This is a genomic window from Mesorhizobium sp. B4-1-4, from assembly GCF_006439395.2.
Classification (GTDB): Bacteria; Pseudomonadota; Alphaproteobacteria; order Rhizobiales; family Rhizobiaceae; genus Mesorhizobium.
Map to the genome: position 1 here is coordinate 3,517,957 of NZ_CP083950.1, position 23,307 is coordinate 3,541,263.

Here is a 23,307-nt window from a genome sequence, read left to right on the forward strand (position 1 = left end):
GGCTTCCTGGGGAAGCCCGGCCACACCCTCATTCTGTACCCGCTTGCACTTAGGCTCGCCCGGCCCTGCCCGACGATACGCCGAACCCTTCGATCAGCGCTTCCGTCGCTTGTACATCCTGAAATTGCGCCTGAATTTCGATCAGATGGCGGAAGTTTTCGTCCGAAGGATCCGCTTCGAGAGCCGCTTCCGCCTGTTTCAGCTCCTTATGTAAGGTGCGCGCGCTACGCTGCAAGTGCAGTGCCTGGTTCAGAGCGTCGCGGGCATCCTCGAGCGCCGCCGTCTCCAGCGCCGGCCATTGCCGCGCTCGCCGGATCAGGCCTACGGCGCGTTCCCATATCTCGGCGCAGCCGGCGCGCTCGATCGTCGCCACCACGGCGTGGCGGTCATTGGCCATGTCATGCGCCATCGCGTCGAGGATGGCCGCGTGCAGCCGGTTCAGGTCGGAATTGGCGAGATCGAGAAACTCGACATGCGCGAAATTCTCGTCGATCAGCGCCGGATGGTTGACCAGCGCCACGATGATCGTCGCCTCGCGCACCGACATCCCCTCGCCGCGCTTGACCAGCGCCGACTGGCCGAGACTTTCGGTGATGGCGATGCGGCCGCCGCCCTTGGCGAACTGTCCGCCGGGCGCGGCCGCCTTGCCCTGGCCGCGCGCTCCTGGCCGGCCGTTGTCGCGGCCCTGGCGGGAAACGCGCTGGGAGCCGAAGAAGCTCAGCACCCGCTCGCGCATCTCCTGTTGATAGTGGTACCGCAGGCTCTCATCTCGGATGCGACTGGTCAGCTCGCGCAGCGTCTTTTCAAGTTCCGCTCGCCGCTCCGGCGTGTCGAAGACGCCGCCCGCCGTCTCGCGCATCCATAGGAGGTCGACCAGCGGCCGTGCGTCGGCAAGCACGGCGCGAAATGCGTCCGGTCCCTCGGCCTTGACCAGGTCGTCGGGGTCCTTGCCTTCCGGCAGCAGCGCAAAGCGCGCCGAGCGCCCCGCCTGTACCGATGGCAGTGCGAGATCGGCGGCCCGCCACGCCGCTTTCAGCCCGGCCTTGTCGCCGTCGAAACACAGAACCGGTTCGTTGGCCATGCGCCACAACAGTTCAAGCTGGTTCTCGGTGAGCGCGGTGCCGAGCGGCGCGACCACATTCTCGAAACCGGCCTGCGCCAGCGCGATCACGTCCATATAGCCTTCGACCGCGATAACCGCGCCGCCCTTGGCCAGCGCCTTGCGGGCGCGGGCGAAATTGTAGAGCACATTGCCCTTGTGGAAGAGCTCGGTGTCGGGCGAGTTCATGTATTTGGCCGGCGCGTCGGGCGCCAGCGCACGGCCGCCAAAGGCAATGATCTTGCCGCGCGAATCCGGGATCGGAAACATGATGCGGTCGCGGAACCAGTCGTAGGACACCGGGATGTCGTCGCCGTGCCGCACCAGCCCGCAGGCCTCGATATCGGCCTTCGGCACGCCCTTTGCCGCCAGATGCTCCTTCAGCGCATTGCGGCTGTCCGGCGCGAAGCCGAGCCGAAACGAATGCTGGGTCGCCGGCGTCAACCCGCGGTCGCGCAGATACGCGCGCGCCTTTGCGCCTTCTGGTCCCTGCAGGCGCTCCTGGAAGAAGGCGGTCGCCATTTCCATGACATCGGTCAGGCTGGCGCGTTCCTTCTCGCGCCGCTCCTCCTGCGCGTCGCGGACCGGCATTGGCACGCCCGCCATGTCGGCGATCGTCTCGACCGCCTCGGGAAAGCTCAACCCTTCGAGTTCGGTCAGGAATTTGAAATGGTCGCCCGAGGCCGAGCAGCCGAAACAGTGATAACGCCCCTTCTTGTCCTCGCAGTGGAAGGACGGGCTCTTCTCGCCGTGGAAGGGACAGCAAGCCCAATAATCGCCACGCGACGCATTGGTCTTCTTGCGATCCCACGCGACGCGCTGGCCGATAACCTGTGAAATCGGCACGCGGTCGCGTATCTCGTCGAGGAAGGCGGGCGGAAAGCGCATCAGGAAACTCGTTTCCCCACCATATAATCATGCCGGCGAAATCCGACGACCCCCAATAGGGGCCATACCCGGTTTCCACAGGCCAGGTCTTTTAACAGGCTAAGAGATGGGCAATTGCGGCGATTGCCGATCAATCGCCTTCGTCGACCAAACTTTCCACCGGCAGTTCAAGCGCTCGGGCCAGCCGCAGCCAAAGCGCGACATCGCCGCCACGTTTTCCGTTCTCGATTTCCGAAAGATAGTTCTGAGTGACACCGACGGAAGTCGCGAGAACCGCCTGGGTCTGCTTGCGATATTTGCGCCAGAAGGCAAGCGGAGAAGTCGCCGCCACCAGAGCCCGCGCTTCATCCGTGGTCAAACCTGGTATCTGGCCTGCGCGAAAGCCACCCAACGCCTGTGCGTGGTCCAATGAGTCCCGCAACGCCTCAAGCTCGCTGCGCGGCAGGATGGCTAATTCCTCGCCACCGGGCGTCGTGACATAGGCAATGTTGTTCATCCTCGCATCCCTTCAATCATAAACAGATCCGCGTGGCCCAATCTTGGTGACGATGATCTCCTGGTCTGTCTCCTCGAAAATGACCCGATAGTCACCGACCCTCAAACGCAGAGCGGTCGATTCCTGCAGAGCCTTGACACTGTTTGCAAGCGTGCTCGCGTCGTGGGCATAGGTTTCGATCTTCGACAGGATCCTCTCGGCATCCGCCCGATGCTTCCGCAGCGCCTTGGCGGCCAGAGGGAGAAGAATGACCCGCTTCACCTCAAAAATATCGCATATTGTGATATTTTGTGCAAGCAGTTCGGCCCATGGAGACGGGTCGCAAAGGGCATGAACGCCAAAAAGAAGGCGGCCATTGCGAACCGCCTTCTTGTCACATCCGGCAAGCTGCCGTGGAGCTGGAGCCTACTGAGCGGCGATGGCGCCGAAGATCACGCCGGAGAGAATGCCGACGAGCACGTAGTCATTGCCGACGCGGATCCATTCCTGGCCGCGGCCGGGACGACGCAGGCCATAGCGGCCATAGTCGCGGATCGGCTGGTGGCGCTTCCAACTGGAATATTTCTGGCCATTGCGCCAATGGTTGCGCTTCACGACGACCTTCTTCTTCACGACACGCTTCTCGACATGCCTGCCGGGCTTCTGCCAATCGGCCTTTGTGTAGGTCGACTGCGGCGCGACCGGTGCGTTCATCGGCGCCGCCTGGCCGGTGAGCGACGTGGCGGCCAGCATCGAGAAGGCGAGGCTGGAAAGGATAATGCGTTTCATCAGAAGTCTCCTTGGTTGTCGATGCCCGAGGAGTAGCCGCCAGCGGATGAACTGAAACTGAACGCCTCCATTACAATTGCGTAATGAATTCCTCCATTTACGCCGGCGAGTTGAACATTACCGCAAAGGCAACAGCCAGAAGCCCGGCAAACCCGGCTGATGCCGTGGACCGGCATGCAACCTTTGCGCACCCCGTCCATTTCCCGACACGGCCTGTCGCGCCGCGACAGCCCCTTGAAATCGACAAAATTTTATTATCCGGCTAAAGTATTCCGGCTATTGTTCACGGCTGCCATGACCATGATTCGTACTCCCGCTTATTCCCCCGATCGCCGCGTCTCCCGCACCGCGCGCCCTGTTCGCATACAGGCGCGGCAGTGACCGGCTCCGTCGTCCTGCTGCATCTGGCCGGCGCCGTCGCACTGATGCTGTTTGCCACCCGCATGGTGAAGACCGGCGTCGAGCGTGCTTATGGCGACATGCTGCGCCATCGCTTGCGCGCCACCATGCGCAACCCGATCATGGCCGTGCTGGCCGGAACGGGCCTGGCGATCGCGCTGCAGAGTTCCACCGCGGTCACTCTGCTGGTCGGCTCCTTCGCCGGCTCGGGCATCGTCTCCGGCGCCGCAGGCCAATTGGCGGTGCGCGGCGCCGAGATCGGCTCGGCGCTGGTGGTCAAGCTGCTGACGTTCGATCTGACACTGCTGGTGCCGCTCTGCCTGATCACCGGCACGGTGATGTTCATGGCCACCGAGCGGCGCGACTGGCGCCAGACCGGCCGCATCCTGGTCGGCATCGGCCTTTTGATCCTGTCGCTGGAAATGATCGGCCAGGCCTCGGAGCCGTTGCGCAACAGCCAGCTCATGCCGGTCATCATCAACTACTTCTCCAGCGATTCCATCACCGCCTATCTGCTGGCGGCGCTGATCACCTGGCTGTTCCAGTCGAGCATCGCGGCAGTCCTGTTGATGGCGACGCTGGCTGGCCGCGGCCTGATCACGCCCGAGCTCGGCATCGTCCTCATCCTCGGCGTCAATCTCGGTTCCTCGATCATCGCGCCGATGCTGACCCGCTCGGCCAGCCCCGCCGTACGCGTCGTGCCGATCGGCAATCTCCTGATGCGCGGGCTTGGGTCGCTGGTCATGCTGGTGCTGTTCATGATCTTCAGGCCGCATGTCGGCTTTCTCGGCACCATGGCGGCCGACCAGATCGTCAACGCCCATATCCTGTTCAACGTCATCATCCTGCTCGCCGGCCTGCCGCTGGCCAGCTTGGTCTACCGCGCTTCCGAGAAGATCGTGGCGCTCGGCGCCAAGCCGGCGCCGGCGGCCTCGCTCGACGTCACCGAACTCTCGGCGCTCAACGAGAGCGCGCTCGACGTGCCGAGCCAGGCGCTGGCCAACGCCACCCGCGAGGTGGTGCGGGTATGCGAGACGGTCGAGATCATGCTGAAACGCATCATCGAGCTCTATGAGGACGCCGACACCGACAAGATCAAGGCGCTTGCCGCCCTCGACGACCGCGTCGACCGCAAGCACGCGGCCATAAAACTCTACCTCGCCAAGGTCACCAAGATGCCGCTGACCGAGGACGAGTCGCTGCGCTGCCAGGAGCTGATTGGCGCCTGCGTCAAGCTCGAGCAGGTCGGTGACATCATCGTTCGCAACATGCTGGTGCATGTGAAGAAGAAGTTCGATCGCAGGCTGGAATTCACCGACGAAGGCTGGAGCGAATTGTGCGCCTTCCACAGCTCGGTGCTGGCCAATGCGCGGCTCGCCTTCAACGTGCTGGTCTCGCGCGACCCCGAAACGGCCCGTCAGCTGGTGCTGGAGAAGGACCAGCTGCGCGACCGCGAGAAGGAAACCAGCGCCAGCCATTTCCTGCGGCTGCGCGAAGGCACCGCAAAAAGCGTCGAAACCAGCTCGATCCACCTCGACACCATCCGCGATCTCAAGCAGATCAACTCGCTGCTGGCATCGATGGCCTATCCCGTCCTCGAAGAGCGCGGCCTGCTCACCGGGTCGAGGTTGAAGGCGAGCTGAGGCGCAAGCTTTTTGCCGCAAAGGCATCAACTTGGAACAAGGTTGCGTCATCCCGGCTTCAACGGCAAAATTAGTCTTTGCTCATCCTGCCATCCGTCGGCTAAGCATCTGATGCCACCGGGAGGAAATCGATGGATACCCATTCGCGCAGTTTCGCCAAGGCGCTTTCCTGGCGCGTGACCGGCACCGTCGACACGATAATCATCTCGTTGGTGGTGACCGGAAGCGTCAAGCTCGCGGCCGCCATAGGCGTAACAGAGGTCTTCACCAAATCGCTGCTCTATTATTTTCACGAGCGAGCGTGGCTGAAGATTCCCTACGGGCGCAGGAACGCGACATAGCGGCCCGTCCGCTGCCGGCCGGCACCGCCCCGCCCGGTTGCCACGCCACTGGCCGACACAACGGAACCGGTCAAGAAAAGCTAAACCGGCGACAAAAAATTCTGGATTGCCGGCAACGCCCATCCGTGGTTTGAGGCCTGCATTCGAGGATCCCATTTCCGGCCATGTCGCTTCCGCTGATTGCCCTGTTCATCGCCGCCTTCGCCTTCGGCACCACCGAGTTCGTCATCGCCGGCGTGCTGCCGCAGGTGGCGCAGGGCCTCGGCGTTTCGGTCCCCTCCGCCGGCTATCTCGTTTCCGGCTATGCCTGCGGCATCGCCATTGGCGGGCCGTTGCTGGCGCTCGCCACCAAGTCGCTGTCGCGCAAGACCCTGCTGCTCGGCCTCGCCATTGCCTTCACCATAGGCCAGGCGGCCTGCGCGCTGGCGCCCGACTTCACCTCGATGCTGCTCCTGCGTATTGCCGTCGCTGTCGCGCATGGCGCCTATTTCGGCGTCGCCATGGTGGTCGCGGTCGGCCTGGTGCGCAAGGACCAGCGCGGCATGGCCGTTGCCGTCATCCTCTCGGGCCTCACCGTTTCCAACGTCATCGGCGTGCCGGCCGGCACGGCGATCGGCAATATCTGGGGCTGGCGCGCGACCTTCTGGGTGATGGGGGCGCTGGGCGTGGCGGCGACCCTTGCCATGGCCGCCCTTTTGCCGCGCGCCGCCGGATATCAGGCCAAGCCCGCCGATCTCGCCAGCGAGGCCCGCGTGCTGGCGCGCCAACAGGTCTGGACCTCGCTGATCCTGATGCTGATGCTGATGATCGGCCAGTTCGGCCTGTTCACCTACATCACGCCGACCCTGCTGGAGGTCACCGGCCTCGACGAGAACCTGGTGCCCTGGGTGCTGCTGCTCAACGGTGTCGGCGCCACGCTGGGCGTCTTCCTTGGCGGCAAGCTTTCCGACTGGAAGCTGATGCCCTCGCTGATCGCCATGCTCTTCCTGCAGGCGGTGACGCTGGCGGTGATCTACGCCGTCAGCCCCTACCCCTTGCCGATGATCGTGGCGATCGTCGTCTGGGGCGGACTCAACTTCGCCATCGGCACGCCGATCCAGACCCGCATCCTGGCCTGGACGGCCGACGCATCCGGTCTCGCCGCCTCGCTCATTCCATCCGGCTTCAATATCGGCATCGCATTGGCCGCATCGCTGGGTGCCGCCATGCTCAATGGCGGCTACGGCTATCGCAGCCTGCCATTGCTCGGCGCTTTTGCCATGCTGATCGCCGTCACCGTCGCTGTTGCCTCGCACATTTGGGAACGCCGCGCCGACGTCAGGCCACCACTGCCGGCGGCGGCCGAGTAGATCAGAACCGACGACCCTGGCCGCGTGTCGTCCGCGCCGTGCCCGATGACCACGACAGGGCCCGCACGGACCGTTTGTGAAACCGGAGCAGAGATGGGAAGAGCCAGCGATTTCGGCCTGACCTGCGGCAGATTGCCGACGGGCACGCACAATGCGATCACCGACGTGCCCGGCATACGCGTCGGCCACTGCACGCTGCGTAACGGCGACATCAACACCGGCGTGACGGCCATCCTGCCGCATGGCGGGAATTTGTTCCGCAAGAAGGTGGCCGCGGCGAGCCATGTCATCAACGGCTTCGGCAAGACCGTCGGCCTGGCGCAGGTCCAGGAACTCGGCACCTTGGAAACGCCGATTCTCCTGACCAACACGCTCTCGGTCGGAACCTGCGCCACGACGCTGATTCGCGACGCCGTCCGCCAGAATCCGGATATCGGCCGCACCACCGGAACCGTCAATCCGGTGGTCGGCGAGTGCAATGACGGCCCGCTGAACGACATCCAGGCGCTGGCGGTGACCGAGGAGCACGCGCTTGCCGCGTTGGCGGACGCGCAGGAGGGACCGGTCGAACAGGGCAATGTCGGCGCCGGAACGGGAATGAGCTGCTTCGGCTTTAAGGGTGGTATCGGCTCGGCGTCGAGAACGATATCGCTTGGCGGAGACCATCACCTGGGCGTCCTCGTCCTGTCGAATTTCGGCAGGGCCGGAGACCTCGTTCTGCCCGATGGGCGCCGGCCCGACCCGAGGCGGCCGGTCGAGGCCGAACGCGGCTCGATCATCGTCGTGCTGGCGACGGATGTGCCACTGGAACACCGCCAGCTCGAGAGGGTGGCGCGCCGCGCCGGAGCCGGCATCGCCAGGCTCGGCTCGTTCTGGGGCCATGGCAGCGGCGACATCGCCATCGCCTTCAGCACCGGCAATCTGGTCGACCACGATGAGACCCGCGATCTGGTGCCGCTGCTCGCGCTCAACGAGGCGCGCATCGACATGCTTTTCCAGGCGGCGGCGGACGCCACGCACGAGGCGGTGCTGAACTCCATGCTGTCCGCCGACGCCTTCACCGGCAGGGCCGGCAAGCAACGCGCGTCGCTGGCCGACTGGCTGCGCGATCAGGCCGAAAAGCGGTAGCCGCTCTACAGATCGATTCGGAACCGCAGGCTCTCCACCCCGCCATAGGCGGCATCCTCGAAGAAGCGCTCGACGAGCTTGCCGCCATTGGCCAGGATCACCTTGTGTGAAGCCGGATTGCCCGGCTTGGCGGTGATCTCGACATAGGGAAGGCCGATCTCCCTCGCCTCGTCCAGCATCAGCCGCAGGGCCTCGGTGGCATAGCCGCGCCGCCGCTTCCACGGCACCACCGCATAGCCGATATGGCCAAGCACATGGGGCGGCAGTTCCGCCGTTCCCTTCTGCCAGCGAAAACCGATCGCGCCCGATGCCTCGCCGTCCCAGATCCAGCGTCTGAAACTCGGCAGGCGCGGCACTTGTCTGCCGTCGGGCAAGGTGATGGATGGGCCCTTGGCCTCGGGATCGTCGAGGCTGGCCAGGAAGGCCACGGGATCCTCGTCTATCGCCGCAAGCTGCTCGCGTGTCGCAACCTCCAGCCGCACATTGTCCGGCGACCAGCCGCGCTCGAGCGCCGCTTGTAGGACGGCAGATGCTTGAGCGCGGGTTTGACGATCTCGATCATGATCCAGGCATAGCTTTGCCCGGTTGAACGCTCAAGCCGCCTGGAAGCGGATCTCGCCCTTGTTCAGGAAACACACCTTGCTGAACAGCGACAGCTCCAGCGGGTTCGGCAATCTGACGTCACTGATATCAGGAAACGGTTTTGTCGAGGGATCGTAGGACCGGTCGATCTGCGAGATGAAGACCAGTATAACGCCCCTGTCGCGTGCGAAAGCCTTCAGCGCACGGACCTGATCCATCAGGGCCGGGTTTTCCCGCTTCTGGTCGAGCAGTTGCAGATAGTCGATGACCGCCAGCGTGCCGCGCGGCGCCGATCCCAACGTCCTGACGATATAGTCGGCGCTGATGGCATCGGAATTGTCGAACTCGAACAGTTTGTCGAACCGGGCCGGATCGACCCCGATGGCGCGAAACCGCTCCAGCACGTCGTGCTGCGTATATTCCAGCGTGAAGAACACACCGCGATGGCCATGCTTCATCGCTTCGACCGCGAGTTCGAGGCTCATCAGGGTCTTGCCGTGGCCCGGCCGCGCACCGACCAGAACAAGGTCGCCCGGCGCCAACCGCGAGAACAGCCTGCCGGCCGGTGTGGCTTCAGAGCCATTGGCCGCGAGCAGGCTCCAGCTGGCAAAACCTTCTTGTGCTGCAATATGGTCAAGCGCCTGATGCAGCGGAATTTTTGCCGCTCGGGACAACAGCCTCGCCTGGCGCTTCAGATGATAGACGGGCTGGGATAGCCTCATCGCAAAACCTCCTGATGCGAGCAGTTTCGCAACCCCTCCTTATGCCTTGTGCTCGAACAGTCGGTCCGGTGCTCGGATAGCCCTGCATGAACTGATGCTTTCCCGGCGGAGGGAGGAGGCGTGGGCCACGCCAGACTCAGATCATAGCGCAATCCCAGCGGGTCGAAAATCGGCGGATCGAAGATCGCGAATGCCAGCCGATGCGAAGACGCGCGCCGCAAGCCTTGAGCCAGCATCCCGGCCTATGGACATTTTTGCGCGCCGACCTTGTTCTTCGTGCAGGTTTCCCGGAACACTAAACAAGATGTGTCTCGCCGATTGTCACGCGGCATTTTATGATCGCCGCGGTGATTCACCGTGCGAAGTAAAAACGGTTCGGCAGGAGAATGGGTCTGGTGCGGTTGAGATCTGTCCCATTGGGTGTTGCTGGGGCCTTCGGCCTGCTCATCATCGTCGCCTTGATGGCGTCGGTCCGGTCCTTTGCCGCGCCCTCGGCCCTCCCGGCCTGGCTGCAGGCTCATGTCGGCGACAGCGACGGCCAGATTTCGCAGGTGGTCCTGGAACGCGCGCGCGCGCTCTATCTGAAGAAGGTGGCCCAGGGCGCCGTCACGAATCCCTGTTATTTCGCCATGGACGCCACCCGTCCCGGCGATCTCGGCAATGGCGTGCTCGGGCGCCGGTACTATGTCATCTGCGAAGCCAGTCAGTCGTTTCATGCCATCGCGTCGGGGCATGGCGGCGGCCGCAATCTGAAAGGCACGGTCGATTTTTCAAACGGCAGGCGGTGCTCCAAGAACTTCGGCAACGCCATGGATTCGGAGTTGACCGCCGGCGGCGCCTATATGACCCGCGAGGCGAAGACATCCTTCAAGGGTTTTTATCGCGCCGGCGCCAAACAGGATGCCGCCTTCCTGCGCACCTTCATACAGTTCGATGGCGAGGGCGAAGCCGCCAACGCCAGGCAACGCGTGATCGGCGGCCACGCGGCGCAGGTGCTGCGCACCATGTGCATGCGCAAAACCCCCAACAGCTCCTATGCCGACCATGATGGTCTGGTGCCCTTCGGCAAGCTGGTGGAATATGCCGGCGGCCGCAGCAATGGCTGCACCAGCTGGTCGCCGGCGGACGCGCGGCAGATCATCTCGATGGTGAAGGACAACCCGACGACGCTCTACATCTATCCGGAATCGCGCGACATCGCCGCCGTTGCGCAGGCGGCGGCAAAGGGCCATTCGCTATCCAGCGACGGGCCTTATTGGAACGCGTCCTGCCTGAAGGAAATCGGCGCGCCGAAATTCTGGCCGCGCAAAACCCTCGAGCCGATCATCGCCCAGTACAAGAAGGATCATCCCGCACCGCCCGCGCAGCCGCTGCCGATCTGCAAGGAGCCGTGAAGCCGTTCGATCGGCGCCGTCGTGGCCGGAAAGGCCTACTGCAACAGGCCCTTGACGATGCCGCTCGCCTTGCCGAAATCCATCTGGCCGGCATATTTCTGCTTCAGCGCGGCGATCACCTTGCCCATGTCCTTCTGGCTGGCAGCGCCGGTCGCGGCGATCGCTTCGCGCGCCGCGGCCGTGATCGCCGCATCGTCGAGCTGCGTCGGCAGGAAATCACGGATGATCTCCATTTCGCCGCGCTCCTGCGCGGCCAGTTCCGGGCGCTTGCCGTCCTCGAAAGCCTTGGCCGATTCCTCGCGCTGCTTCACCATCTTGGCCAGGATCTGCAGGATCTCCTCGTCGCTGGCCGGCTCCTTGCCGGCGCCGCGATTGGCGATGTCGCGATCGTGGATGGCGGCCTGGATCAGCCGCAATGTCGGCAGCCGGTGCTTGTCCTGCGCCTTCATCGCGCTCTTCAGGGATTCGGCGATTTTCGCGCGCATCGTGCCTTCTCCTTCGGTCGGCGCGGACAATAGCGCCGAGGGCAGGCCAACGCAAATCCTGATGTGGCGGGGCAAGCCTATGATATTACTCAATGAAATAATTCGGAGCCGCAATCCGCATCGTCATTGACCGGCCTGCCCCCTTCCCCTATGTACTGGGCCTTGCATGAACTGAAGCTTGGGTGCGTGGAGGCCGCGAATTCGCCGCTCCGCGCCATTTGCTGCGCGGATGGCCGGCTGGGCCTGTGGAAGCGCGCAGCCTGATAGGAGTGCCGACATGGCCGAGATGACGCCCGCCTGGGCCACCGAAAAGCCGACCGCCCTTCTGGTGCTGGCCGACGGCACCGTCATCGAGGGCCGCGGTCTCGGCGCCACCGGCTCCGCCGTCGCCGAAGTCTGCTTCAACACGGCGCTCACCGGCTATGAGGAGATCCTCACCGATCCCTCCTATGCCGGCCAGATCGTCACCTTCACCTTCCCGCATATCGGCAATATCGGCACCAATGGCGAGGACATCGAGGACCTCAATCCGGCCGCGCGCGCCGGCGCCGTCGGCGCCGTGTTCAAGGCCGATGTCACCAACCCGTCCAACTACCGCGCCGCCGGCCATCTCGACCAGTGGCTGAAGAAGCGCGGCATCGTCGCGCTGTCGGGCATCGACACGAGGGCGCTCACCGCGCTGATCCGCGAAAATGGCATGCCCAACGCCGTCATCGCGCATGCGCCGGATGGTGTCTTCGACCTCGATGATCTGAAGCGGCGCGCCGCCGCATGGTCGGGCCTGATCGGGCTCGACCTCGCGAAGGAAGTCACCTCGGGCCAGTCCTCTGTCTGGCGCGAGACGCCCTGGGTGTGGAACGAAGGCTTTGGCGAGCAGGACGCGCCGACCATGCATGTCGTTGCCATCGACTATGGCGTCAAGCGCAACATATTGCGCCTGCTCGCGGGCCTCGGCGCCAAGGTCACGGTGGTTCCGGCCAAGACTGGTTCGGAAGAAATCCTGGCCATGCAGCCGGATGGCATCTTTCTCTCCAACGGTCCCGGCGACCCGGAAGCCACCGGCGACTATGCCGTGCCGGTCATCCAGGACTTGCTCAAGACCGACATTCCGGTGTTCGGCATCTGTCTCGGCCATCAGATGCTGGCACTGGCGCTGGGCGGCAAGACCGCCAAGATGCACCAGGGCCATCACGGCGCCAATCATCCGGTCAAGGACCACACCACCGGCAAGGTCGAGATCGTCTCGATGAACCACGGCTTCGCCGTCGACGCGGACTCGCTGCCATCAGGCGTCGAGGAAACCCATGTCTCGCTGTTCGACGGCTCGAACTGCGGCATCGCGCTCACCGGCCGCCCGGTGTTCTCGGTCCAGCATCATCCCGAAGCCTCGCCCGGCCCGCAGGATTCCCACTATCTGTTCCGCCGTTTCGTCAACCTGATCCGCGAAAAGCGCGGCGAGGAGTTGCTGGCCGAGCGGGCCTGATCTTTCCTGGATCGGCAACAAGCGATAATATCGCTTAACACAAAGCGATAAATCTGCGATACCGCTGTTGTGAAGACGATTATCCTTTCGGTATCGGCGGCTCGCGATCTCGACAACCTGCCCGCTGACGTCCGCGAGCAGGTCTCCGAAGGTTTGATCGCCTACGCAGTCAGCGGCCGTGGAGATGTAAAGCGTCTTTCCGGCAGGGGCGGTTACAGGCTGCGGATTGGCCGCTACCGCGTCATATTCGATGAAGATCGCATCACGATCCTTGCGTCTACATCGGCAAGCGTGAAACGACGACTTACAGCCGGCTATAGGACAGAAAGCCATGAACGCGCCGCAAATCATAAAGACTTCAACCGGCGAAGAACTGGTCGTTATCCCAAAGGCTGACTACGAGGCCTTGCTGCATGCCGCCGAAGAAGCCCTCGAAGACGCAGCGGATGTCGCCATCTACGACGAACGGAAAGCTGATCTCAAAACGGAAAAAGCCCTGCCCGCTGATGTGACCATGGATATTTTGCGAGGCTCCGGCCGCCTCAAGGCGCTCCGCAATTGGCGCAAGCTGACACAAGCCGAGTTGGCGAATGCCATCGGTGTCAGTCAGGGCTTCCTGTCGGATATCGAATCCAATCGCCGCAAACCGTCTGCGCAAACCACCGCGATGCTGGCAAAGGCGTTGGATGTCCCTGGCGAATGGCTTGAATCCTGATTCCCGACCTCACGCCACCGGCCGCCCTTCACTCGCCTCCAGTATGGCAAACCATTGCTGGCGGTCGAGGCTGATCGCCAGCGCCTTGACCATGGCGGCCAACCCTTCCGGCTTCATTGACCGGGCACCGGCACCAGCCGGGCCGGAGAACAGCAGCCAAGCGATGGCGATGGTGGCGAGATCGCCGGCATCGATGCGGTGCCGATCAGCCGAGCAACCTGATCGGCATCCGGGCGGGGGCCGCCATCGAGCAGGCGCCAGACACCAAAGACCAGCCGCGACGGCGACACTCCGTCCTGGTCAGCGCGATGCGGCTGTCATGGCTCATACCTGCGCCCCGTCTTCGGCGACGTCGGTCGTAACGATCCTGGCCGCTGCCGGCCTCGCCACCTTGGTGACGAAGACGATGAGCGCCAGCACCAGGAAGCACGCTCCGACCAGATAGGGCGCGCCACCGAAAGCCACGGGTGCGCTGGGCCCGGTGAACCAGGAGAAGATGGCCGTGTAAAGCAGCGGCGTGATGATTGAGGTGATCGAGAAGATCGAGGTCATCGCGCCCTGCAGTTCGCCTTGCGCCGAAGGTGGCACCTTGGCGGCGGCGAGGCTCCTGAGCGGCGGATCGGCCAAGGCCTCCAGGCAACCGGCTACGATCACCGCATAGATCATCCAGCCCTGCGTGGCGAAGGCATAGCCGAAGGCGCTGGCCGCCGTGAAGGTCAGGCCGATCACTGCTGTCTTCCACTCGCCAAGTCTGGGGATCACGCGCGGAAGGACGGTACCCATGATGATGGCACCGCACAGGCCGAAAGCGCCAAGCGAGAAGCCGATCTGTTGCTCACTCCAGCCATAACGATAGTTTGAGACGAACGACCAGACGGCCGGATACATCATGTGGCCGAGCGTCATCAGGAAGAAGACGAGCCCGATCCAGCCGATGCCCTGATACTGGCGCATCTGCAGCAGCGTGCCGACCGGGTTGGCGCGCTTCCATTCGAAGCGGCGGCGGTGCCTTTCATCGAGCGTTTCCGGCAGGAAGAACATCGCGATTAGGAAATTGACGAAGGCGAGCCCGGCGGCGAAATAGAACGGCACGCGCGGCCCGAACGTGCCGAGCAGCCCGCCCAGCACTGGTCCGATGACGAAGCCGACGCCGAAGGCGATGCCGAGCAGGCCGAAATTCTTGGCCCGGTTCTCATCGTTGGAGATGTCGGCGATGAAGGCCGACGTCGTCGAATAGCTGGCACCTGAAATGCCGGCCAGCACGCGGCCGATGAACAGCATCGGAAAGGACCAGGCGACCGCGCAGATCAGATTGTCGATGGAGAAGGTCAGCACCGAGGCGAGCAGGATCGGCCTGCGGCCGAACCGGTCGCTCAGACCGCCCATGATGGGCGCGAAGAAGAACTGCATGGCGGCATAGACGAAGAACAGCCAGCCGCCCTCGATCGCCGCGCCGCTGATGCTGACGCCGGACAGTTCCTGCAGATAGGCCGGCAGCACCGGCATGATGATACCGAAGCCGATAATGTCGAGCAGCAGCGTGGTGAAAACGAGCGCAAGGCCCCGCTTGGCGGTTTTGGGGTCGATCATGACGGGTCAAGCTCCTCTGATCGCCCTGGGCGGGGCGGACGCACCTTATAGGCGAGCCCGCCGAAAGGAACAATGAGGGAACAGGCAGGAAGCTTTGATCCTGACACTCCCTGACGGCGTCATTTCCGTCATTGTATCGCCGTGGAATCAGTGCTCAGAGCGGGCCGCTCATCGTGTTGCAGTCCGACAGTTTGCCGTTTTTGTAACCGCGCGCCAGCCAGGTCTGCCGCTGCTGGGAGGTGCCATGATTGAAGCTTTCCGGCACGACATAACCCTGCATCTTCTTCTGCAGCGTGTCGTCGCCGATCTGCTTGGCGGCATTCAGCGCGCTTTCGAAATCGCCCGGTTCCAGAATGCCCTTCTGCGCGGTGTAGTGGGCCCACACGCCGGCGAAGCAGTCGGCCTGCAGCTCGATACGCACCGACAGCTGGTTGGCATCGGCTTCGCTCATGCCCTGCCGCATCTGGTTGAACTTGGACATGATGCCGGTGAGGTTCTGCACATGGTGGCCGACCTCATGCGCGATCACATAGGCGCGGGCGAATTCACCGGAGGCGCCGAACTGCTGGTCGAGCTGCTGGAAGAAGGTCATGTCGAGATAGACCTTGTGGTCGCCGGGGCAGTAGAACGGACCAGCCGCCGAGGAAGCGAAGCCGCAGGCCGAGCGGATTTGGCTGGAAAACAGCACCAGCTTGGGATCCTCATAGGTCAGGCCTTGCGACTTGAAAATGCCGGTCCAGGTGTCTTCGGTCTCGGCCAAGACGGTCGCCACGAACTGCTTCATCTCGTCATTGGCGGGCGCGGCGCCGTTGCCGCCGCTGTTGTCCGATATCTGGCCACCGCCGCCCGGCAGCAGCGCGCCGCCGTCCCCGTTCAGGAGTTGCAGGGGATTGATGCCGAAAACACCCCAGGCAATGAGCGCGACAACCGCGAAGATGATGAGGCCCGAGAGCGACATGCCGCCACCGCCCGCGCCGCCGCCGATGGGGATCCGGAACTGGCCGGGGCCGCCGCCGTCAAGCCCGCCGCCGGAGCCGCTGTCGCCGCGGTCGTCCTCGACATTGTCACTCTGACGACGACCTCTCCAGAGCATGGCAACTCCTCGCACTGCGAACTTCGCGTTGTTCCGGTATGGCCGGCCCAACCCAACAAACAATTATCCCAATGGTTGCGCCAAGTCACAGCATTTTTCGGTAGTGCATCAGTTTGAAATCTGCAAACTAGCCGGCGCTTCACGAGATCGCATCCGGGACTATGTTCAACCAAGCCAACGATGAGCCAGCCACCCGAGGCACAAGCCGCCTATGGCCGCATAGATCAAGCCGATCGGGCCTTTGGGGAAGGGCTCGTGGTGCACCACGCGTGGCGATGGCGGCCGATAATAGGATAGCAGTTGCCGTTGTGAGACGATTAGCATTTGCTCCAACTCGCGGCGCCCTTCCTCCCTTGCCCGTTTTGAGTCCAGGCGCTCCTGAACGTAGAGCTGTCTCGTATGCTCCGTGGCCGAAAATGAGTTTTCGTCTAGCCAGGCTTTGAATTTGCCGGGCCTGACGAGGACTTTGGCATGGGTGAAGTCGCGTCGGTGGAGTCTCTCCGCCTTGGAAGCTTCAAAACCCGTATGCCACTCTTCCCAAGTCGCCGGCATGTCATCAGCGCCGGCAAGCTGGCGGATACGAGGATAATCCTTGGCAGTGTAAACTGGAATAGCCCTGACTTCGCTGGTCATTGCAAGCCTTCCCCTTCTCCCAAGAAGAGGATGCGACTCCTAGGACTCGCTGTCCAGATGGCGCTACCCAGCCTTCATAAGCCACTTGGTCTCCACCCGCGCGGCCGGTATAGCCGTAACAGCAGAGTGCTCAGTCTTTTTGCTTGGCGCCGGCGCTCTTGCCGTCGGAGCTTTTCGAACGTTCCTCGAACCGCTCCGCTCCCTTCTTCAAGGGGTGGCCTGTCTCGGCTTCCGTCTTGCGCTCATCTCTGGCCGCAGCCTGCTTCAATCCCTTCGCCGCCTGCTTGCCCTTCGCGGTCGGTGCTTGTTCGACGCCCATCGTCTTCTCCCTGGCGCGACAATCGCGCGATCTCGGAAGCAACGTGCGGTGTGGTCAGGCGGTTCCGCCCGCTGGTCCGTCCGGGGAAGTCGCCCCACCAGGCTCAGCCCACCGTCATCGCCTTGCGAAACGCCTCCAGCGTCTCGGCGCTGACATGGTGCTCGATGCCCTCGGCATCGATGCGCGCCGTCTCGGCGCTGACGCCGAGCGAGCGCAGGAAGGCTTCCACCGTCTGGTGACGGATGCGGCTCTCCTCGGCCACCTTGCGGCCGGCCTCGGTCAGGAACACACCGCGATAGGGTTTTCTCGACACCAGCCCGTCGGCGCACAACCTGGTCAGCATCTTGGCCACTGTCGGCTGGGCGACGCCGAGCCTAGCCGCAATATCGACTTGGCGCGCCTCGTTCCCGTCCTCGATCAGGTCGGCGATCAGCTCGACATAGTCCTCGACAAGTGCGCTGCGGCGCGCTTCGCGCGTCTGCCGGAACCCTTCCGAATGGACGTCGGCGTCAGGCAATGGCTCACGCGGGACCGGTTTGTTCTTCAGCGCCAATGCGCGCTCCTCCTGGGAGTTTTGCCGTCTCTGTTTTTATAGCACGGGCTTTGATTCTTCAGGCCGTTTATTTGGAGGTATGTTCGCCCGATCGGCAAGCAGGTCGTTGCGCGTCGGGACGACGTTCCTCCGCCAGCCTATGCCCTCGATGAGAAGGTAGAAACCGATCCAGTGCCATTGTCCGTGACTCCTGGGGCCATATTTGGGTGTTGCTGAGCTGAAACCGCCCGACTGCAATCGCCGCCAGGGAGAAAGCCATGACCCGCAGTGACGTTCTGATCGTAGCCGCCGGCCCAACCGGCCTGGTGCTGGCCGCCTTCAACGATATCCGCCAATAGCGTTTCCAACTTCGGGCAAAGAAACTATTCTTCTTGCCGTACCAAGCGATCGCTGTTCGTGTCCTTGGCATGATCCCCATGCCGCATCATGCGTCGAAAGCTCATTGAGATATGCGCGCGCCTGATGTGCCCGATCGACTCCCAGTCGCCGATCTCCGCTGCGGCCAGGACTTCCTCCATCTCACGTCGAAACGCCGTGAACTCTTCCACAAGTCCTAGTTGAGGCATCATCTTCAGGACGACACGCGCCACCTGGAAATAAAGTCTCTCGCTGATCTCGCGCAATGGCTGGTTCCCGGTCATGGCGGTCAGTTCAGAAAAGAAGTCCATGTTCAGCTGCAGGAAAGCCCGCTGATCCGGATTGAGCATGTCGGAATCACAGCGCGCGATGAGCGTCCGGATTCGATCCAGGTCGGCCGCCGTCCGCGGGATCGGCGAAAGCTTGCCGACCAGAAGCGCCAATTCGAGGCGCAAGTGATAGACCTGCTGCAGTTCCTCGATGTCGACATCGGTGACTATGGTGCCGACGCCGTGCACGGATTGAACCAGACCTTCGGACTCAAGACGTGCCAGCACGCGACGGACCGGCGTGCGGCTGATCTGGAATTCCTGGGCGAGTTCTTCCTCGGAGAGCCGGCTTCCCGGCGGGTAGTCGAGCAGGCAGATGCGGTCTCGCAGGATCCGGTAGATACGCTCGAACCGTTCCCGCGCCGAAAGCGGCCGCGGCGCCTCCAGGATCGCCGTGGTGACCGAGGCATCCGTCTCCAGTGTCATCCAGCCTCCAGGACAGCATGCAGGAATTGCCGCGTCCGCTCGTTCTTAGGGGCACCGAACAGCTCGCCTGGCGGTCCCTGCTCGCATATCTTGCCTTGGTAGAAGAAGCAGACGCGATCGGAAAATTCCTTGGCGAAGCCCATCTGGTGCGTGACCATGAGCATCGTCAAATCATGCTCGCGGCCGATTTGCCTTATCACTTGCAGCACTTCGCCGACAAGTTCCGGATCAAGCGCCGAGGTCACCTCGTCGAACAGCATTATCTTGGGTCGCATCGCCAACGCCCTGGCGATGGCGACGCGCTGTTGCTGGCCACCGGAAAGCTGGGAAGGGTAATGATCCTTCTTCTGCGACAGCCCAACCATGTCGAGAAGCTCGGCCGCCCGCGCCTCGGCATCCGTCCTTTTCATGCCAAGCACGGTTATCGGCGCCTCGATGCAATTTGCCATCGCCGTCATGTGGGGGAACAGATTGAAGGACTGGAAGACCATACCGATCTTTGCCCGGATGCGACGGATGTGAGCAAGGTTGGCAGGCATAAGCGTTCCGCCCTGCTGCATGTGCGTCAGCGGCTCGCCTTCGACCCAGATGACACCATCATTGATCGTCTCCAGCGTCATCAGCATGCGCAGCACGGTGGTCTTGCCCGAACCGGACGGGCCAATGACGGAGACCTTCTCGCCGCGCGCGATTTCGAGGTTCAAGCCGTCGAGAACGGTCAACGCGCCGTAGCGTTTGGAAACATTGTCGAAGCGGACCATCGGTTGTTCCGTCATCGCGTGTTCCTCCGGTTGAGCAGGCGTTCGAGGGCACGAATAAGCGCGGCAGAAACCAGGCTCATCGCAAGGAAGAACAGGCCGACCAGGGTAATCGGCTCGGTGTAGCGGAAAGTCTCGGAGCCGATGATCTTGGCTGTCTGCATGAGTTCCAGCACGGCGATAGCCGAAAGCAGCGGCGTTTCCTTGAACAGCGCGACGAGATAGTTGCCGAGCGCCGGCACGATCGGCGGAATGGCCTGCGGGATAACGATGTCGCGAAAGGTCGTCCAGGACGAGAGATTCAGCGCGATCGAGGCTTCCCATTGACCACGATGGATGTTGTCGAAGCCGGCGCGATAGACCTCCGAGCAGTAGGCGGCATAGTGAATGCCAATCGCCATGACACCAGCCGTGAACGCGTCGAGCACAAGGCCGAATTTCGGAAAGACGAAATAGAGGAAGAATATCTGGATGAGCAATGGCGTCGAGCGGATCAGCTCGACCAGCACCGAGATCGTCCAACCGGTCCACGGCACGGCGATGCGGATCACCGCCAGGACCAGGCCGAGCGAGGCCGCGATGGCGAAACCGAGCAGCGTCGCCTCTATCGAGATGACCGCGGCGCGCGCCAGCACCGGCAGGATCTCTAGGGCAAAACTCCAATCCCAGATCATGCTGCCTTCCCTCGCGCCAAGCCGAGCGAGGCCCGCTTTTCGAGCAGCCGCATGCCGATGGAAACGGTGAGCGACATGGCGAGATACATCAGCAGCACCAGCGTGAAGATTGGAATGGTCTTGAACGTGTTCTGGTTCATCTGCTGCGCCTTAAAGGCAAGGTCCGACAGGGTGATCAGCGAGACCAGCGCGGTCGACTTCAGCAACTCGATGAACAGATTGCCCCAAGGCGGGATCATGGCGATGAAGGCCTGCGGCAGGATGATCCGGCGCAGCATCTGCGCGCGGCTCATGTTGAGCGCAGTTCCCGCTTCCCACTGGCCGCGCGCGACTGACTGGATGGCCCCCCGCACGCATTCGGATCCGTAGGCCCCGACATTCAGGCCGAGCGCCAGCACGGCAACGAGAAATGCGTCTAGCGTGACGCCGAATTGCGGCAGCACAAAAAATAGCCAGAACAATTGCACCAGCGCCGAGGTGCCGCGAAAGATCTCGACATAGACCGTCGCCAGCCATCTAAGCGGCGCCGGGCCATACATACGTGCCAAGGCGGCGAGCACGCCCATGATGACCGCCAGCAGGCTGCCCAGGATGGCGATCTCCATTGTCAGGACGGCGCCCTGCAGCAGCCCCGGCAGGAACAGCCTGTATGTTGCCTGCGTTGCAAGCACGGCGATCACGGCTAGCGAGACAACCAGCATGGCAACGAGCGTGCGGATTCCCATCTGCTTCTCCGAGCAAAAAAAGGGGCGGCGCTTTCACGCCGCCCAGCAGTTGGGAACTTATTCGCCCTTGCAGAGCTGCGCGGTGGTCTTGTTCGGCAGATAATCCTTACCGAAGCCGAGTGGTTCGACCAGCGCAATGTGCTCCGGTGAGCCGATGAATTTCTTCAGTTCGGCATTGAACGCTTCCTGGAGATCGGTGTCCTCCTTGCGGAAGCCGAAGCCGCCGTGCCCCTTCACCGACTTGCCGGCAACTTCGCCGAAGGGCTTGGTCGATTCGACGCCATCGGCCTTCTTGGCCATATCGGCGATCGACAATGCGGTAAGCGCGGCGGCGTCGGCGCGCCCTGCCTGGACGGCGGCAACGAGACTGGACTGGTCAGGCAAAGCGACGATCTGCCCTGGCGCGACACCTGCATCCTTGGCGTATCCACCCTCGACCGCGCCCGCCATCACCGCAAGCTTGAGATCGGGATTGTCCTTGACGCTCGAATAATCCTTTATGCCCTTCGGGTTGCCCTTCGCCACCAGCATGGCCTGACCGATACCATAGGACGGTTCGGAGAAATTGATCTCCGCGCAACGCTTTGGATTGATGAACATGCCGGCAGCGATGATGTCAAATCTCCCAGCCTTCAGGCCAGGTATGAGCGACCCGAATTCGGTCAGCACGCCGTCCACCTGCGAAATGCCCATCTTGGCGAGCACAGCCTTGGCGACCTCGGGCGCTTCGCCGGTCAATTTGCCGTCAGGCGTTGCGAACCCGAACGGCGCCTCATTGGCGAAACCGACGCGGATGTAGCCGTCCTTCTTGGCGCGTTCGAGGGTCGTTTCGGCCTGAGCCGGAAGCGCCGTGAACATAGTCGCGACGAGCGCAAGGCAGGCAGCCGTCTTCATGGCCGTGCGGCGAGATATCTGTGACATGAGCATGCATTCCCCTTTTCTTTTTTGGATGAGCTTACTGGCTCGAAGGACGTTTCTCCATCGTCACATCGAACATGTAAGACGTATACAACTCATCTGGACATATCGCAAGACACCCTGTACGAATCTGGAAAATCACCGATGTCAGCCCGAATGTGTGGCTGGATTGATTGCTAGTTGTGCACAATTAGAGGTATCTGCCTCGAAATGTAGCGGCGGACTTGCAATCGATCACGATGGTCACGGGGACAAGTTTTGAGCAGGTCAGCCAATTTCACGAAGACGGAATACGCGCAGCGCCTGACGGGCGTGAAGCGGCGCATGGAGAAGGCCGGCTTCGATCTCATCGTCTGCCAGGATCCCGCAAACATGTGCTGGCTTACTGGCTACGACGGATGGTCCTTCTACGTGCCGCAATGCGTGCTCGTCCACCTGGAGGAAAATCTGCCGATCTGGTTCGGCAGGGCGCAGGACGCCAGGAGCGCCCGCTTGACCACCGGCCTGCCCGAAGAAAACATCGTCGCGTTCTCCGAGCGGCTGGTACAGCAGCCTATCGAGCATCCGTATGACGAACTCGCCAGCCTGATCCGGGCACGCGGATGGGAACAGGCGCGCATCGGCGTCGAGATGGACGCGCACTACTACACGGCGCGCTGTCATGCCCATCTTGTCGGCGGCCTGCCCGCGGCGCGTTTCGGCAACAATCACGACCTCGTCAACTGGGCGCGGCTGGTAAAATCGGAGGCCGAACTGGTGCTGATCCGTGAAGCCGGCGCGATCTGCGACAATGCCATGAACCGCGCGGTCGAAAAGATGCGACCGGGCGTGCCGCAGAACCAAGTGATCGCGGAAATCTATCATGCCCAGATCATGGGCCTGCCAGGCGTCGGCGGCGACTACGCAGCAATCTGCCCGCTGATGCCGGCAGGCGAAGGCACGAGCACACCGCATCTGACCTGGTCGGACGCGCCTCTTCCGGACAGCGGGCTGGCCATCATCGAGATCGCCGGTGTGCGACGGCGCTATCACGCGGCGCTAACCCGGACGGTGCATTTCGGCAAGCCGCCGACCGCCCTCTCCGATATGGCAAAGGCGATCGTCGAAGGGGTCGATGCGGGCCTCGATCTGGCACGGCCCGGCAACACTGCCGAAGAGGTCGAGGCCGCCTGGCAGGCGGTGCTGCGCAGAAACGGGCTGAAGAAGGAAAGCCGCGTCGGCTATCCTGTCGGCCTCGCCTATCCGCCGGATTGGGGCGAACGCACCGCAAGCCTGAGGCCTGGCGACAAGACCGAACTGCAGCCCGGTATGTGCTTCCACTTCATGGCCGGCGTATGGCTCGACGATTTCGGCGTCGCCATTTCCGAATCCTTCGTCGTTACCGAAGGCGGCGGCGAACGGCTGTGCGACGTGACCCGCGATCTCATCGTCATTGACTGA

25 protein-coding genes and 1 pseudogene are annotated in these 23,307 nt (G+C 62.8%); 9 read left to right on the forward strand and 17 right to left on the reverse strand.

What is annotated here, in order from left to right; all coding sequences use genetic code 11:
* Positions 1–49: 49 nt before the first annotated feature.
* The 4 genes from dnaG to FJW03_RS16770 all read right to left on the reverse strand — a co-directional run bounded on the left by dnaG (position 50) and on the right by FJW03_RS16770 (position 3,251).
* On the reverse strand, positions 50–1,987 hold the full coding sequence (dnaG, locus tag FJW03_RS16755) for a DNA primase (RefSeq protein WP_140763550.1): 1,938 nt from the start codon (positions 1,985–1,987) through the stop codon (positions 50–52).
* Positions 1,988–2,117: 130 nt separating this feature from the next.
* Positions 2,118–2,483, reverse strand: a complete 366-nt coding sequence (locus FJW03_RS16760) for a helix-turn-helix transcriptional regulator (protein WP_140763547.1) — start codon at positions 2,481–2,483, stop codon at positions 2,118–2,120.
* 12 nt (positions 2,484–2,495) lie between these two features.
* Positions 2,496–2,744: a type II toxin-antitoxin system RelE family toxin gene (locus FJW03_RS16765; RefSeq protein WP_140763544.1), complete on the reverse strand. Its 249-nt coding sequence runs from the start codon at positions 2,742–2,744 to the stop codon at positions 2,496–2,498.
* 144 nt (positions 2,745–2,888) lie between these two features.
* Positions 2,889–3,251 (reverse strand): RcnB family protein, encoded by a 363-nt coding sequence (locus tag FJW03_RS16770; protein ID WP_140763541.1) that lies wholly within the window; start codon positions 3,249–3,251, stop codon positions 2,889–2,891.
* A gap of 377 nt (positions 3,252–3,628) precedes the next feature.
* On the opposite strand from FJW03_RS16770, the gene FJW03_RS16775 reads away from it, so the two are divergent.
* From FJW03_RS16775 to FJW03_RS16790, 4 genes are all read left to right on the forward strand, one after another.
* Complete coding sequence (locus FJW03_RS16775; protein ID WP_140763538.1) at positions 3,629–5,293, forward strand: Na/Pi cotransporter family protein; 1,665 nt, start codon at positions 3,629–3,631, stop codon at positions 5,291–5,293.
* A 131-nt stretch (positions 5,294–5,424) separates the two neighbouring features.
* Entirely contained in the window at positions 5,425–5,634 is a 210-nt protein-coding gene (locus FJW03_RS16780) for a DUF2061 domain-containing protein (RefSeq protein ID WP_140611674.1), read from the forward strand.
* A 164-nt stretch (positions 5,635–5,798) separates the two neighbouring features.
* Positions 5,799–6,983: an MFS transporter gene (locus FJW03_RS16785; RefSeq protein WP_140763535.1), complete on the forward strand. Its 1,185-nt coding sequence runs from the start codon at positions 5,799–5,801 to the stop codon at positions 6,981–6,983.
* Positions 6,984–7,076: 93 nt separating this feature from the next.
* Positions 7,077–8,111 (forward strand): P1 family peptidase, encoded by a 1,035-nt coding sequence (locus FJW03_RS16790; protein ID WP_140763532.1) that lies wholly within the window; start codon positions 7,077–7,079, stop codon positions 8,109–8,111.
* 5 nt (positions 8,112–8,116) lie between these two features.
* Here FJW03_RS16790 and FJW03_RS16795 read toward each other — a convergent pair.
* A pseudogene (locus FJW03_RS16795) lies at positions 8,117–8,673 on the reverse strand (GNAT family N-acetyltransferase).
* A 31-nt stretch (positions 8,674–8,704) separates the two neighbouring features.
* Positions 8,705–9,415, reverse strand: a complete 711-nt coding sequence (locus tag FJW03_RS16800) for a DNA helicase (protein ID WP_140763527.1) — start codon at positions 9,413–9,415, stop codon at positions 8,705–8,707.
* 395 nt (positions 9,416–9,810) lie between these two features.
* On the opposite strand from FJW03_RS16800, the gene FJW03_RS16805 reads away from it, so the two are divergent.
* A complete protein-coding gene (locus FJW03_RS16805; protein ID WP_140763522.1) occupies positions 9,811–10,809 on the forward strand; it encodes a hypothetical protein in 999 nt (332 codons plus the stop codon).
* Positions 10,810–10,844: 35 nt separating this feature from the next.
* Here FJW03_RS16805 and FJW03_RS16810 read toward each other — a convergent pair whose 3' ends face one another.
* A complete protein-coding gene (locus FJW03_RS16810) occupies positions 10,845–11,294 on the reverse strand; it encodes a GatB/YqeY domain-containing protein (protein WP_140763519.1) in 450 nt (149 codons plus the stop codon).
* 277 nt (positions 11,295–11,571) lie between these two features.
* Here FJW03_RS16810 and carA point away from each other — a divergent pair, with 277 nt between their 5' ends.
* From carA to FJW03_RS16825, 3 genes are all read left to right on the forward strand, one after another.
* Positions 11,572–12,777: a glutamine-hydrolyzing carbamoyl-phosphate synthase small subunit gene (gene carA / locus FJW03_RS16815; protein ID WP_140763516.1), complete on the forward strand. Its 1,206-nt coding sequence runs from the start codon at positions 11,572–11,574 to the stop codon at positions 12,775–12,777.
* Positions 12,778–12,846: 69 nt separating this feature from the next.
* A complete protein-coding gene (locus FJW03_RS16820; protein ID WP_319022891.1) occupies positions 12,847–13,173 on the forward strand; it encodes a plasmid stabilization protein in 327 nt (108 codons plus the stop codon).
* Positions 13,109–13,492, forward strand: a complete 384-nt coding sequence (locus FJW03_RS16825; RefSeq protein WP_140611659.1) for a helix-turn-helix domain-containing protein — start codon at positions 13,109–13,111, stop codon at positions 13,490–13,492. Before FJW03_RS16820 ends, FJW03_RS16825 begins: the two co-directional genes overlap by 65 nt.
* Positions 13,493–13,816: 324 nt before the next feature.
* On the opposite strand, the gene FJW03_RS16830 is transcribed toward FJW03_RS16825, so the two are convergent.
* The 10 genes from FJW03_RS16830 to ehuB form a co-directional block, all read right to left on the reverse strand.
* Entirely contained in the window at positions 13,817–15,082 is a 1,266-nt protein-coding gene (locus tag FJW03_RS16830) for a TCR/Tet family MFS transporter (RefSeq protein WP_140763513.1), read from the reverse strand.
* 154 nt (positions 15,083–15,236) lie between these two features.
* On the reverse strand, positions 15,237–16,175 hold the full coding sequence (locus tag FJW03_RS16835; protein WP_140611655.1) for a neutral zinc metallopeptidase: 939 nt from the start codon (positions 16,173–16,175) through the stop codon (positions 15,237–15,239).
* A gap of 165 nt (positions 16,176–16,340) precedes the next feature.
* Entirely contained in the window at positions 16,341–16,808 is a 468-nt protein-coding gene (locus FJW03_RS16840; protein WP_140611653.1) for a hypothetical protein, read from the reverse strand.
* 130 nt (positions 16,809–16,938) lie between these two features.
* Entirely contained in the window at positions 16,939–17,127 is a 189-nt protein-coding gene (locus tag FJW03_RS16845) for a hypothetical protein (protein WP_140611651.1), read from the reverse strand.
* 103 nt (positions 17,128–17,230) lie between these two features.
* Positions 17,231–17,680: a manganese-binding transcriptional regulator MntR gene (mntR, locus tag FJW03_RS16850; protein WP_140692366.1), complete on the reverse strand. Its 450-nt coding sequence runs from the start codon at positions 17,678–17,680 to the stop codon at positions 17,231–17,233.
* 362 nt (positions 17,681–18,042) lie between these two features.
* On the reverse strand, positions 18,043–18,792 hold the full coding sequence (locus FJW03_RS16855) for a GntR family transcriptional regulator (RefSeq protein ID WP_140611647.1): 750 nt from the start codon (positions 18,790–18,792) through the stop codon (positions 18,043–18,045).
* The gene (gene ehuA, locus FJW03_RS16860; protein WP_140763510.1) at positions 18,789–19,568 is read right to left on the reverse strand and encodes an ectoine/hydroxyectoine ABC transporter ATP-binding protein EhuA; all 780 of its coding nucleotides are present in this window, start codon (positions 19,566–19,568) and stop codon (positions 18,789–18,791) included. Before ehuA ends, FJW03_RS16855 begins: the two co-directional genes overlap by 4 nt.
* Complete coding sequence (gene ehuD / locus FJW03_RS16865) at positions 19,565–20,224, reverse strand: ectoine/hydroxyectoine ABC transporter permease subunit EhuD (RefSeq protein WP_140611643.1); 660 nt, start codon at positions 20,222–20,224, stop codon at positions 19,565–19,567. Before ehuD ends, ehuA begins: the two co-directional genes overlap by 4 nt.
* A complete protein-coding gene (gene ehuC / locus FJW03_RS16870; RefSeq protein ID WP_140611641.1) occupies positions 20,221–20,949 on the reverse strand; it encodes an ectoine/hydroxyectoine ABC transporter permease subunit EhuC in 729 nt (242 codons plus the stop codon). Before ehuC ends, ehuD begins: the two co-directional genes overlap by 4 nt.
* Before the next feature lie 57 nt (positions 20,950–21,006).
* Positions 21,007–21,870 (reverse strand): ectoine/hydroxyectoine ABC transporter substrate-binding protein EhuB, encoded by an 864-nt coding sequence (gene ehuB / locus FJW03_RS16875; RefSeq protein ID WP_226890382.1) that lies wholly within the window; start codon positions 21,868–21,870, stop codon positions 21,007–21,009.
* Positions 21,871–22,125: 255 nt separating this feature from the next.
* Between ehuB and FJW03_RS16880 the strand changes: the two genes are divergently transcribed.
* Positions 22,126–23,307: a M24 family metallopeptidase gene (locus FJW03_RS16880; RefSeq protein ID WP_140763507.1), complete on the forward strand. Its 1,182-nt coding sequence runs from the start codon at positions 22,126–22,128 to the stop codon at positions 23,305–23,307.

Excerpts from the sequence above, each read along its gene's own strand:
- ehuC (WP_140611641.1), bottom strand. The coding sequence starts at position 20,949 with ATGGGAATCCGCACGCTCGTTGCCATGCTGGTTGTCTCGCTAGCCGTG.
- ehuD (WP_140611643.1), bottom strand. The coding sequence starts at position 20,224 with ATGATCTGGGATTGGAGTTTTGCCCTAGAGATCCTGCCGGTGCTGGCG.
- FJW03_RS16840 (WP_140611653.1), bottom strand. The coding sequence starts at position 16,808 with ATGACCAGCGAAGTCAGGGCTATTCCAGTTTACACTGCCAAGGATTAT.
- FJW03_RS16760 (WP_140763547.1), bottom strand. The coding sequence starts at position 2,483 with ATGAACAACATTGCCTATGTCACGACGCCCGGTGGCGAGGAATTAGCC.
- FJW03_RS16825 (WP_140611659.1), top strand. The coding sequence starts at position 13,109 with ATGAACGCGCCGCAAATCATAAAGACTTCAACCGGCGAAGAACTGGTC.
- ehuA (WP_140763510.1), bottom strand. The coding sequence starts at position 19,568 with ATGACGGAACAACCGATGGTCCGCTTCGACAATGTTTCCAAACGCTAC.
- FJW03_RS16785 (WP_140763535.1), top strand. The coding sequence starts at position 5,799 with ATGTCGCTTCCGCTGATTGCCCTGTTCATCGCCGCCTTCGCCTTCGGC.
- dnaG (WP_140763550.1), bottom strand. The coding sequence starts at position 1,987 with ATGCGCTTTCCGCCCGCCTTCCTCGACGAGATACGCGACCGCGTGCCG.
- FJW03_RS16810 (WP_140763519.1), bottom strand. The coding sequence starts at position 11,294 with ATGCGCGCGAAAATCGCCGAATCCCTGAAGAGCGCGATGAAGGCGCAG.
- FJW03_RS16800 (WP_140763527.1), bottom strand. The coding sequence starts at position 9,415 with ATGAGGCTATCCCAGCCCGTCTATCATCTGAAGCGCCAGGCGAGGCTG.
- carA (WP_140763516.1), top strand. The coding sequence starts at position 11,572 with ATGGCCGAGATGACGCCCGCCTGGGCCACCGAAAAGCCGACCGCCCTT.
- FJW03_RS16855 (WP_140611647.1), bottom strand. The coding sequence starts at position 18,792 with ATGACACTGGAGACGGATGCCTCGGTCACCACGGCGATCCTGGAGGCG.
- FJW03_RS16790 (WP_140763532.1), top strand. The coding sequence starts at position 7,077 with ATGGGAAGAGCCAGCGATTTCGGCCTGACCTGCGGCAGATTGCCGACG.
- FJW03_RS16780 (WP_140611674.1), top strand. The coding sequence starts at position 5,425 with ATGGATACCCATTCGCGCAGTTTCGCCAAGGCGCTTTCCTGGCGCGTG.
- FJW03_RS16845 (WP_140611651.1), bottom strand. The coding sequence starts at position 17,127 with ATGGGCGTCGAACAAGCACCGACCGCGAAGGGCAAGCAGGCGGCGAAG.
- ehuB (WP_226890382.1), bottom strand. The coding sequence starts at position 21,870 with ATGTCACAGATATCTCGCCGCACGGCCATGAAGACGGCTGCCTGCCTT.
- FJW03_RS16770 (WP_140763541.1), bottom strand. The coding sequence starts at position 3,251 with ATGAAACGCATTATCCTTTCCAGCCTCGCCTTCTCGATGCTGGCCGCC.
- FJW03_RS16835 (WP_140611655.1), bottom strand. The coding sequence starts at position 16,175 with ATGCTCTGGAGAGGTCGTCGTCAGAGTGACAATGTCGAGGACGACCGC.
- FJW03_RS16830 (WP_140763513.1), bottom strand. The coding sequence starts at position 15,082 with ATGATCGACCCCAAAACCGCCAAGCGGGGCCTTGCGCTCGTTTTCACC.